The sequence below is a fragment of the Salaquimonas pukyongi genome (assembly GCF_001953055.1).
Lineage (GTDB): Bacteria > Pseudomonadota > Alphaproteobacteria > Rhizobiales > Rhizobiaceae > Salaquimonas > Salaquimonas pukyongi.
Window position 1 is genome coordinate 318,964 of record NZ_CP019044.1, and the last position, 11,520, is coordinate 330,483.

7 protein-coding genes are annotated in these 11,520 nt (G+C 57.7%); 6 read left to right on the forward strand and 1 reads right to left on the reverse strand.

What is annotated here, in order from left to right:
• Nucleotides 1-206 precede the first annotated feature (206 nt).
• Nucleotides 207-1,811: an ABC transporter substrate-binding protein gene (locus BVL55_RS01680; RefSeq protein WP_075995450.1), complete on the reverse strand. Its 1,605-nt coding sequence runs from the start codon at nucleotides 1,809-1,811 to the stop codon at nucleotides 207-209.
• A 443-nt stretch (nucleotides 1,812-2,254) separates the two neighbouring features.
• On the opposite strand from BVL55_RS01680, the gene BVL55_RS01685 reads away from it, so the two are divergent.
• From BVL55_RS01685 to BVL55_RS01710, 6 genes are all read left to right on the forward strand, one after another.
• Nucleotides 2,255-3,235: an ABC transporter permease gene (locus tag BVL55_RS01685; RefSeq protein WP_075995451.1), complete on the forward strand. Its 981-nt coding sequence runs from the start codon at nucleotides 2,255-2,257 to the stop codon at nucleotides 3,233-3,235.
• Nucleotides 3,232-4,224 carry an ABC transporter permease gene (locus tag BVL55_RS01690; protein WP_083649307.1) on the forward strand — a complete coding sequence of 331 codons (993 nt, stop codon included), beginning with the start codon at nucleotides 3,232-3,234 and terminating at the stop codon, nucleotides 4,222-4,224. The genes BVL55_RS01685 and BVL55_RS01690 overlap by 4 nt, the downstream gene beginning before the upstream one ends.
• Complete coding sequence (locus tag BVL55_RS01695; protein ID WP_075995452.1) at nucleotides 4,214-5,866, forward strand: ABC transporter ATP-binding protein; 1,653 nt, start codon at nucleotides 4,214-4,216, stop codon at nucleotides 5,864-5,866. Before BVL55_RS01690 ends, BVL55_RS01695 begins: the two co-directional genes overlap by 11 nt.
• 197 nt (nucleotides 5,867-6,063) lie before the next feature.
• Nucleotides 6,064-7,239, forward strand: a complete 1,176-nt coding sequence (locus tag BVL55_RS01700) for a hypothetical protein (RefSeq protein ID WP_156892378.1) — start codon at nucleotides 6,064-6,066, stop codon at nucleotides 7,237-7,239.
• A 99-nt stretch (nucleotides 7,240-7,338) separates the two neighbouring features.
• Nucleotides 7,339-10,131, forward strand: a complete 2,793-nt coding sequence (locus tag BVL55_RS01705; protein ID WP_075995454.1) for an ATP-binding protein — start codon at nucleotides 7,339-7,341, stop codon at nucleotides 10,129-10,131.
• 66 nt (nucleotides 10,132-10,197) lie between these two features.
• A complete protein-coding gene (locus tag BVL55_RS01710; RefSeq protein ID WP_075995455.1) occupies nucleotides 10,198-11,418 on the forward strand; it encodes an EAL domain-containing response regulator in 1,221 nt (406 codons plus the stop codon).
• The last annotated feature ends 102 nt before the right edge of the window (nucleotides 11,419-11,520 follow it).

Consider the following 11,520-nt stretch of genomic DNA (forward strand, 5'->3'; position numbering starts at 1 on the left):
GGCAGGTTGCGTCCCGAACTGGCCGAAAGCATCGACGCAACGGACGATGCGACCATGTAGACATTCGACCTGCCAGCCCATTGGGTGCGAATTTCAGCAAGTCCCCCGACCATGGTTTTCGGCCTGGGCTGACCTGAGGTTCTTCACCTCAAGCAAAAGGCGGCGCATTCCTGCGCCGCCTCCCGATATTCTTGCCGATGGAATGATCAGGCGTTGAGCCACCAGCGCTCGTGAGCCTTGTTGCCATCCATCTCCCAGTTGGCGGCCACGTTTTCGCTGTGACCGACCTGTTTGGAAAGGCCCATGATATGGTTGGCGAACATCGGGATAAGCGCTCCGCCATCGTCGCGCAGGATTTCCTGCGTTTCCTTGTACATGGCAGCACGCTTTGACTCATCGAGTTCGGCGCGGGCCTGCTTGACCAGTTCGTTGAAGCGGTCGCAGGCTTCGCCGGTACGCCAGTCCGTATCGTTCCACTCGGTGTCGTTGACGTAGGCCGAAGCATACATCCAGTCCGAGGTCGGGCGGCCGCCCCAGTAGCAGGCACACCAGGGTTTCTTGTTCCACACATTGGACCAATAGCCGTCTTTCGGCTCACGAACCACTTCGATGTCGATGCCGGCCTGTTTGGCGGACGCAGCGATGAGCTGGGCTGCATCGACAGCGCCTGCAAAGGCGGCGTCGGAAGCAGAAAGCTGGATCGTTCCGCTGTGACCCGATTTCTTGTAGTGTTCTGCGGCCTTGTCGGCGTCGAACTCACGCTGCGGCAATTCTGCATGGAAGCTGGTTGCCGGAGAAATCGGCGTGTCGTTGCCGAGGGCACCGTGGCCGAGCAGGATTTTGTCGACAAGTTCCTGGCGGTTGACGGCAAGCTTGAGCGCCATGCGCAGATCGTAATTGTCGAACGGCGCCGCCGTTACGCGCATCGGGAACGTGTAATGCAGCGTACCCGTTTTCTCCAGAATTGCGACATTCGGATTGCGGGCGAGAAGCGACACGGTCTTGGGATCGACGCGGTCGATCGCATGCACCTCGCCGTTCATCAGCGCATTCTGGCGGGCGGTCACGTCGAGCAGCGAGATCATCTCGATACTGTCGGCATGGGCTGCGTTTTCCTTGAAATAGTTCGGATTGCGCTTGGCAACGACGCGTACACCGGGTTCGAAATTCTCGATGATGTATCCGCCGGTGCCGATGCCCGAGGTCGGGTCGATCTTGCCGTCCTCTGAAGGCATGATCACCAGGTGATAGTCGCTGGCGATGTAGGGGAAGTCGGCGTTCGGCGCATCCAGTGTAAAGGTCACGCTGTTTCCGTCTGCCTTGATATCCTTGATCGCCGTCAACAGTCCTTTGGCCGCCGACTTTGAATCTTCACCGCGGTGATGATTGAAGGAAGCAACCACATCCTCGCCGGTCAGGGACTTGCCGTTGTGAAATTCCACGCCAGGGCGCAGGTTGAAAGTCCACATGGTCGCATCGTCCGATGCGTCAATGCTTTCGGCCAGCTCGGGACGCAACTTGCCGTCTTCGCCGACCTCGGTAAGGTGGTTTCCGTACACATAGCCGGTCGCGGTCATGAAGCCGTTTTCATAGGTGCCGGGGTCCAGCGAGTCGGTCGTCGAGCCATGGCCTTTACCGATTTTCAGATGGCCGCCCTTGTTGGCTGTCATCGCCATGGCATGGTCTGCCATGGTCATTGCCGATGGCAGAACAACCCCGGCAGCCAAAGCGCCCATGATGAACTGGCGCCGGTCGATCTGACCTGCCGTCAGCATGGCAGCCTGCCGTTTTAGATAGGTTTGCTTCTTCATATGGTGTTTCCTCCTTGTGACATTCACCATTGATCCGGTAGGGCAAACATCGCCTGCCAAACACCGAACGTTCCTGACATCCCAGCCAATTCCGTGCGTTTCGTCAAGGTCGGGCTGGTTGTGCGGGCCGTTTCCTCCCGGCGCTGGCCGGATGTTGAGATGCAACCAACTCCACCCGGTCACGACTGTTTGTACGCCAGAACCCTGGATGATACGCTCCAGCCTGCTGCCAGTTTATGTCGTTATTTGAACATCTTTATGACGCTTCCAAAATTTGCGGGCGTTACTGGACGCATGTGTCCACATATCCACAACCTTTCCAAAAGCCCTTTACATCGGGCAAGTTGGCTGTCTACCTTACGAAACGGAGGAGGCGCCCTTGGACTTGGCAAGCTGTTTCAGCAGTGCCGGAAAGGGGCGTAAACATAATCGGGAGGAATGGCGTGCATCCTGTCTTGGTGACGGTCTTGCAGCGGTTGGCGCTGGGTTTTGTTACCCTGTTCTTTGTCTCCCTCATCATTTTTTCATCGATAGAACTTCTGCCCGGTGATTTCGGTGAAGCGGTCCTTGGCCAGGCCGCTACGGAAGACACCGTCGCAGCCTTCCGCAAGGAGCTTGGCCTGGATAAGCCGGCATGGCTGCGCTATGTCGACTGGATCACTTCTGCGGTGCAGGGCGATTTTGGAACATCCTTTTCCGGCCGGGCTGCTTCCGGTGTTGATCGTTCCCGCGAAGTGGTCGATCTGGTGGCGCCGCGGCTTTGGAACACGCTTTTCCTCGCCGGCTATGCGGCCGTCATTTCCGTGCCCCTGGCGCTGTTCCTGGGAATTACCGCTGCGCTCTACCGCAATTCCCTCTATGACCGTTTCGTCAATGCAGCGACGCTGACGACGATTTCCACCCCGGAATTCTTCGTTGCCTATATCCTGATCCTGCTGCTTGCCTCGCTCAATCCATGGTTTCCCTCGCTGGCAAACGTGACTGCCGACACGCCGTTTTGGGAGCGCGTTTACCGGGCCTCGCTTCCCGCCCTGACGCTCACCCTGGTGATTGTGGCCCATATGATGCGCATGACGCGCGCAGCCATTATCGCCTTGTTGGCGAGCCCCTATATCGAGATGGCCAAGCTGAAAGGTGTTTCCGCATCACAGGTCATCCTCAGGCACGCCCTGCCCAATGCCTGGGCGCCGATTGCGACCGTTATTGCTTTCAACCTTGCTTATCTCGTTGTTGGCGTCGTGGTGGTTGAAGTGGTCTTTGTCTATCCGGGTATCGGCCAGTTGATGGTCGATGCGGTGACCACGCGCGACATACCGGTCGTTCAGGCCTGCGCCCTGATTTTTGCGGCAACCTACATCATTTTGAACCTGATCGCCGATATCATCGGCATCGTAACCAATCCGAGGCTTTTGCATCCGCGATGAGTGGCAAGAACACACCAAAAGACGAGTTTGCCGCTTCCGATGCACAGGAAGAGTCGTTCCAGCTCTCTGCGGAGCCTGCCGGAGAGGGTTATTCGGCGGCGGCGGAAGTTGGCGCGGTGCGCAAGCGCCGCACCCGGCTGGAGCGCATCTGGATCGAGTTGAAAAAGGCACCGCTCACCGCCTGGTTCGGCTTGATCGTTATCTTCATCTACTGTTTCGTGGCCCTGTTTGCACCGATCATCGCGCCTTATGGAGAGGCAGCGGTATTCCCGGTTCCCTATGCGCCATGGGGCAGCGAACATGTGTTCGGCACCGATCAGATTGGCCGTGACGTATTCTCCCGGCTGATCTACGGCGCCCGCAACACGATGGGTATTGCGCTCGTCACCACCTTTCTTTCGTTCCTGATTGGCGGCGGGCTCGGTCTGATGGCTGCGATCAACCGTTCCTGGCTCGATCAGTTGATCAGCCGGGCAGTTGACGTTCTCATGGCCATTCCCAGCCTGATTTTCGCCCTGATGCTGCTGTCGATCTTTGGCTCCACGGTCTGGAGCCTGATCGGCATTATCGCCGTGCTCGATTCAACCCGGGTTTTCCGCCTTACCCGGTCGGTCGCCGTCAATGTGGTGGTGATGGACTATGTCGAGGCGGCACGGTTGCGCGGCGAGGGCCTGGGCTGGGTCATGCGCAGGGAAATCCTGCCCAACATCATGCCGCCGCTGGTGGCCGAATTCGGTTTGCGGTTCTGCTTCGTCTTCCTCACGATTGCCGCGCTTTCCTTCCTTGGTGTGGGCATTCAGCCGCCAACCGCCGACTGGGGTTCGATGGTGCGCGACAACGCTTCCCTCATTCAATTTGCCCAGTATGACATGACGGCGGCGTTAACGCCCCTGCTGCCTGCTGCAGCCATCGCCTTGCTGACCATTGCCGTCAACTTCGTTGTTGACTGGTTCCTGCACAAGACAAGTGGATTGCGCGATGACCACTAAGACCAAGACCGCCGGCAAGAAGACCAAGGCCAGTAAAAAGGGCGATATCCTGGTGGAGATGCGGGACATCCGCATCGACGGCTTCTCCGACGAACGCTGGCACGAAATCATCAAGGGTGTGGACCTGACCCTGCGCCGCGGCGAGGTAATGGGTCTGATCGGCGAATCGGGAGCCGGCAAATCCACCCTGGGGAAGGCCGCCATGGGCTATACCCAGCCGGGCTGCAAGCTCGTGGGCGGCTCCATAAAGTTCGACGGGATCGATCTGGTAAAAGCCAGTGAAGCTGAAAAGCGCAGGCTTTGGGGCTCCCGCATTGCCTATGTGGCGCAATCTGCAGCGGCAGCCTTCAACCCGGCACACCGGCTGATTGACCAGACGGTCGAAGCCACCATTGGCCACAATGTGCAGCCCAGTGACAAGGCCCGCTCCGACGCGATCGAGCTGTATGAAGCCCTGCAATTGCCATCGCCCGATACCATTGGCGAGCGATACCCGCACCAGGTTTCAGGCGGGCAGTTGCAGCGCGTGATGACCGCCATGGCCATGTCCCCGCGCCCGGACTTGATCATTTTCGATGAGCCGACAACCGCCCTTGATGTGACCACCCAGGTCGAGGTGTTGATGGCGATGCGCAACATCGTCGAGCAGTTCAATACGGCAGCCATCTACATCACCCACGATCTTGCGGTCGTGGCCCAGATGGCCGACTTCATCAAGGTGCTGCGGTACGGTGAGGAAGTTGAACAGGCTGAAACCCGCAAAATGCTGACAAAGCCGGAAATGCCCTACACCAAATCCCTGTGGGCGGTCCGGTCGATCGAAAAACCGGAAGATATTTCCAACGACATTGCGCTTGAGATCAAGAATGTCGATGCGGCCTATGGCGGCACGGTCAAGGTGTTGCATGATGTATCCATCAAGATACCGCGTGGCCGCACCGTTGCGGTCGTCGGCGAGTCCGGATCGGGCAAGTCGACAACAGCACGGGTCATCACCGGGCTGTTGCCACCATCAGCAGGCGAAGTGCTGTTCAATGGCGAACCCTTGCCGGGCGCCCTGAAGGACCGCAATCGTGACCAGTTGCGCCGAATCCAGATGATCTACCAGATGGCCGATACCGCCATGAACCCGCGCCAGACCGTTGGCGAAATCATTGGCCGCCCCGTTGAATTTTATCTCGGCAAACGCGGCAAGGATGTTGAAAAGCGGGTGATCGAACTGCTCAACCTGATTGAGCTCGACGAGACTTTCATCGACCGCCTGCCGGGCGAACTCTCGGGCGGCCAGAAGCAGCGCATATGCATCGCCAGGGCGCTTGCTGCCGAGCCTGAACTGATCATTTGCGACGAGGTTACCTCGGCACTGGACCAGATCGTCCAGGAAGGCATCCTGAAGCTCCTGCTGCGCCTGCAGAAGGAGTTCAACATCACCTATCTTTTCATTACCCATGACATCGCGACGGTTAAGGCGATTTCCGACGAGATCGTCGTGATGTTCCAGGGCAAGGTGGTTGAGCAGGGGCCGAAAAGCGAGATTCTCTCCCCGCCCCACCCCGATTACACCGAGCTTCTGTTGTCGTCGGTTCCCGAGATGGACCCTGACTGGCTGGACGGACTGGCCGGAAGCAGGGCTGCCGGTTAAGGGGTTTCGGGTTAAGAATTCCTTTCCAACTTCCCCATATGCAGCGGCTGAAATTGCCGGTTCCTTAACGTTTTTTCGCTAGATTTCCGCCTGACATTCAAAACAGGCGGCTGGAAGTGTTTAAATTTCTCAGGTCTTTCTTGAATTGCCGGCGGGGCAACTTTGCCACCACCCTTGGAATTGCCGCGGTGCCGTTGATGCTCGTGACCGGCGGTGCGGTGGACTATACCATGATGCAGCACGCAGAAGGTGCGCTGCAGGAAGTGGCCGACGGCGCTGCACTGGTTGGCGTCAAGGAACTCGCCATTGCAGGCACGTCAAGGAAAACGGCCGAGAACGTAGCCAAAAACTATGCCAACACCACAGTTTTCGGAAAACTGAGTCTTGCAGATGGTGACGGCTCGGTCACCGTTGGCGCAAGCGCTTCCGCCGACAGGGAACTCACCGTTTCCATGGCGTATTACTGGACGCCCATGCTGCTCCATTTCATCAAGCCAGATGCCTTGCCGCTGAAGGTCAATGCCACGGCAAAGCTGACCGGCAAGGAGAGCATCTGCGTTGTGGCCCTGGATCCGTCTTCCAGCGGCGCCCTGTCGCTTTCCGGTAAATCCTCCGTGAATGCGGATGGTTGCTCGGTCTACTCGAACTCAAAATCCAGCGACGGGATTTCCCTGGTCAAGGGCGCGTCCCTTTCTGCCGAAAGCTCTTATTCGAGCGGCGGTTATGACGGTCCGCTCGAAGCCTTTGACCCTCGCCCGATCACCGACAGCCCCCAATTGACTGATCCTCTTGCAAGCCGCAAGCAACCCAAGCCCGGCAACTGCAAGGCCCACAATCTGAAGGTTACCGCCGGCGTTGTCACCCTATCGCCGGGCACCTATTGCGGCGGCATCGATATTGGGGGGCTGGCGCAGGTGGTTCTGCTGCCTGGCACCTATACCATCAAGGACGGTCCGTTGATTGTTGAGGGTGACGCTTCCATGATCGGCAAATATGTCGGCATCTCGCTTGTGGGTGAGTCATCCACCTTCCACTTTGGTACTTCCACCCAGGTTCATCTGACTGCGCCAAAGTCCGGCGCTCTGGCGGGCATTTTGTTTTTTGAAGATCGCAATACATCCAAAAACCGGCTGTTCCAGATCAAGAGCAAGGATGCCGAGCGGTTCGAAGGCACGATTTACCTTGCCAACGGAAAACTGTTCATCGACAAGGAAAGCCGGTTGGGACTTGCATCCAACTGGACGGCTATCATCGCCAACAGAATAGAAATCGGTGTGGGCCCCAACGTTCAGATCAACTCCGACTACGCCAAGTCGGACATTCCGGTCCCCAACGGCGTTGGCCCCAATGCCTCAGCACATCTGATGCGCTGACTCTCAAGACCTCGGACCACTGTTCCGGCGCAACCGTTTGTTCACCATTTCTTACGGTTTGCATGCGACATTTCGGTGGTGGCGCATTCGAGGGTCCCCATGTCCACAGCGGAATTCACACTCAAAAACAGCGAAAAGCTCGGCAACCGGCTTTCCTGGGCGGCGGGGCTGATTATCTTCACGTCGGTTGTCCTTACATCCGGTACCTTTACCTGGCTGGAGTTCCGCAGAGAGTTTGACCAACAGGTCTCGGTGCTGCGTGACACGGCTGTGGTGTTCGGGTCCACGGTTTCCGAGCCGCTTGCAAAAGGTGACCGGCGCCAGGTCCAACAGGCCCTTACGAGCATATCGCGGCTTGAATCGTTCCGCTTTGCAGAAGTGCTGGACAGGAACGGAGACGCTTTTGCCGAAATGGGTTTCGATACCCTGTTGGAACGCCGCAGCGGCGAACTGCCTCAAGGCGATTTTTCGGGGTTTCTGATTTCCGACGATGTGTGGGTCAGCGACGATGTGATCCATGGCGGTCAAGAGGTTGGTACGGTGCGCCTGCTTGCCGACATATCGAACGTCCGCAGCGCTTTTTTCTTCAACATTGGCTACAACCTGCTGCTTTCCCTGTTGCTCGCCCTTTTGGCGACAGCCGCCAGCCGCATCGTCATTCGCCACCTGACCCTGCCGATATTCAACCTGTCGCAGTTGATGACCCGATTGGGCCGCGAGTCGGACTATACCGCCCGGGCGTCCGAAGCGGGCAAGGGCGAGATCAGACTGCTGGCGCAGTCCTTCAACCGAATGCTTGAGGACATCGAAACCCGCAACCGGCAATTGATGGAATATCAGGAAACCCTGGAAGCAAGGGTTGAGGAACGCACCCGCGATCTTGCCGAAGCCAAGGAAGAAGCCGACCGCGCCAACGCTGCCAAGTCCGAGTTTCTGGCCACCATGAGCCATGAAATCAGGACACCGATGAATTCGATGCTGGTCAGTTCCGAATTGCTGGCCTCGGCCGGTCTTGATGCGCGTCACCAGCGCTATGCGGATATTATCGCACGTTCCGGGCGCAGCCTGCTGGCAATCATCAACGACATCCTGGACCTTTCGAAAATCCAGGCCGGCAAGCTTGACCTGGAGAAAATCCCCGTTTCCACGCACGGCCTGGTGAAAGACGCGCTCGACCTGTTTTTCAAGCCGGCGAGCGACAAGGGGCTGGATATCTGCGGCCAGGTGGACGCAAACGTTCCCGAAGAGGTTATCGGTGATCCAACGCGGCTTCACCAGATTCTGACCAACCTGACCAACAACGCGCTGAAATTCACTGAAAAGGGCGCGGTGACGATCAGCGTAAAGGGTGAACAGACCAAGGAAGGCGCCTTTCTTCGCTTTGCCGTCACCGATACGGGCATCGGCATCCCACCCCAAAACGCTGCCCAGATATTCGACAGTTTCAGCCAGGCCGATCAGACGACCACCCGCAAGTTCGGCGGAACCGGCCTGGGTCTGGCAATCTGCCGTCAACTGGTCGAGGCAATGGGAGGCAAGATCGGAGTCGATAGCAAGGAAGGTGAGGGCTCAAGCTTCCACTTTACCCTTCCCGTGGCGGCTTTGGCAGCTTTGCCGGTCAAGGATAGTGCCGCTGGGGAAAAACCGGCAATGGTCATTCTGCCGCCCACGGCCAGCCGCCGTGTCATCGTTGATGGCCTGCGCCGTGTCGGGCACACGGTAACCGCTGTAAGCCCTGGCGATGTCACGGAACGCGATATTCAGCATGCCGAACTGATTTATACCCTGCCAGCGCTCATTACCGAACTGCCCTCCCTGCCACCTGATGCAACGCTGGTTGCCATCGGTGCGCTTGAAGATGCAATGATGGAGAAACTGGTTGCTGCAGGTACGGTGCAGGATGCCATCCTGCTTCCTGTCTCAACGCCCCAGATTCTTCAAACCGCCACACGGGTTGCCCAGGGCAAGGCTCTTGGGGCAGAGCTCTATCGCTCAAAGCCGGAGGCTTCCCATCATACTGCCTATTCTGATGCCAGGGTGCTGCTGGTCGACGACAACGCCGTTAACCGGGAGGTGGCCTTGCTGGCCTTGTCGCGCTTTGCCATCGAGCCGGTCGTTGCCGACAATGGTTTCGATGCCATCAAGCTGGCGTCTGATAATGAATTCGATTTGATCTTCATGGATTGCAGCATGCCGGAGATGGACGGGTTTGAAGCAACCCGCAGGATCCGGCAGCAGGAAAGCGATGCCGGTACCGCGCCTGCGCCCATTGTCGCGCTGACAGCCCACAAGGCAGAAACCATTGAAACCCGTGCCGATGCCGCCGGCATGGACGCCATCATGGTCAAGCCGTTTACCATCGGCGATCTAACCGATTGTCTGTCAAACTGGCTTGAGAAGCAGGCTTGGCACGGGCAGGGCACTGAAAGCGGAGACCTGGCGGCTGATGAAGGAACATCGGCACAAACACCGGAGGAAACGTCTCCCGTGTTGCAGGACGGTGTGTTCGATCCTGCCATGTTGCAGAACCTGCGCGATATTGCCGGCGACGGGTTTGAAGTGATGCTCCAGCAGTTGCGTGCCCTCTACAAGGTCAATGCATCGGGGCTCTATGCTGAATTGTCTCATGCGGTGGAACATGACAAGGCGGGTGAAATCGGGCGGCTGGCCCATGCACTGAAATCCATGAGCTTCAACATCGGCGCCGGCCGTCTCGGTGCGATCTGTCAGAATCTTGAGGATGCTGCCCTCGGCAACGCTGCCGCTGAGCAGACCATGACGGCGATGTTCGCCGATATATCTCGGGAATACGATCTTGTCATGTTTGAGCTCGACAAGATCAGCAATGGCAGTGGCAGTAAAAAGCAGGAAGCGGCCAGCGCCGCTGGCTGAACGTTAACCTTGAGGATTTCAGGAAAATTAAGTCCCAGCGGCGATAGTTCTCCCAGGAGTTAAAGCGTGAACGAACCATTCTACAAAAACGTATTGCTGGTTGATGACGATCCCGTGCAGATCGCCATCCTGGGCTCCTATTTTGCGGGCCTGGGAACCCCGCAGGTACAAAGCGCAACCAATTCCAGGATTGCGCTGGAATTGCTCGATTCATCAAAGCAGCCGGTCGATCTCATCGTCAGCGATCTTCAGATGCCGGAGATGGACGGGCTGGAATTTCTCCGCCATCTTAACGACCGCAATTACCGCGGCGCTCTGGCAATCATGTCCGGCGTCAAGGGCGATCTTCTTGTCCATGCAGCCAAGCTGGCCAATCTGCAGGGGTTGAACCTCATTGGGCATCTGGGAAAACCGGTCAGCAAGCAGGGGCTCGACAACATTTTTCTGTCAGGCAGAAAACCGGATGTACCGGCACCACCTGCGCCGCAGGAGGAAGAACCGGTGCTGGATGAGGCGGTATTCCGGCGTGCGCTCGCCGACCGCCGGTTCAAGCTGTTCTACCAGCCCAAGGTCGACACCCGCACCCGCCAGGTCTGCGGCGCTGAAGCCCTCGCCCGCTGGATCGGCGAAGACGGCTCATTTGCTTTTCCCCCGGCGCAGTTCATCGAATATGCCGAGAACAATGACCTGATAGAGGAACTCACATTCCAGCTTTTTGATATCTTCCTGCAGGATGTGCAGCAGTTCCGGGCGGCCAACCGGAAACTGCACTATGCCTTCAACCTGGCAGCTTCGCTGCTGCAAAACACCAGCCTTCCCGATCGCATTTGTGCGATGATGAACGAATACCACCTGCCTGCCGCCATGGTCGGTTTCGAAGTAACCGAAACGGCAACCCTCAATCTGGATGCCGCAACGCTTGAAGTCCTGTCACGTCTCAGAATCTACGATTTCGAGATATCCATTGACGATTTCGGAACCGGCCACGCCAACATTCGCAATCTCAAGGACTTTCCGTACTCGGAACTGAAAATCGACAGTTCATTCGTCTTGAATGCGGTGAAGGACTCCTTCTCCCGCCGAACCGTGACGTCTGCTGTCGACCTTGCCCGTGAACTGGCGATCCCGGTTGTTGCAGAGGGCATTGAGGACCGCGAGACCTGGGATTTCGTATGCAGCCTGGGTATCGAGAAGGTGCAGGGTTATTTCCTGGCAAAACCCATGCCGCCGGAAGCCTTTGTCCGCTTTGCAAGCGACCATTCCGAAGGGCTGGTTCTGGCCGCCTGAGTCCGGCAAGTTCGATACTGGCGCTCAAATCACTGCTTTCCATCCTCATTGCAGGCCACCATCACCTATGACTTTAGTCGGATGCGTTGAAACGGCGCATCG

What these genes read in the sequence shown, in the direction of transcription:
- BVL55_RS01695 (WP_075995452.1), top strand. Translation starts at nt 4,214, where the DNA reads ATGACCACTAAGACCAAGACCGCCGGCAAGAAGACCAAGGCCAGTAAA.
- BVL55_RS01680 (WP_075995450.1), bottom strand. Translation starts at nt 1,811, where the DNA reads ATGAAGAAGCAAACCTATCTAAAACGGCAGGCTGCCATGCTGACGGCA.
- BVL55_RS01705 (WP_075995454.1), top strand. Translation starts at nt 7,339, where the DNA reads ATGTCCACAGCGGAATTCACACTCAAAAACAGCGAAAAGCTCGGCAAC.
- BVL55_RS01700 (WP_156892378.1), top strand. Translation starts at nt 6,064, where the DNA reads ATGCTCGTGACCGGCGGTGCGGTGGACTATACCATGATGCAGCACGCA.
- BVL55_RS01690 (WP_083649307.1), top strand. Translation starts at nt 3,232, where the DNA reads ATGAGTGGCAAGAACACACCAAAAGACGAGTTTGCCGCTTCCGATGCA.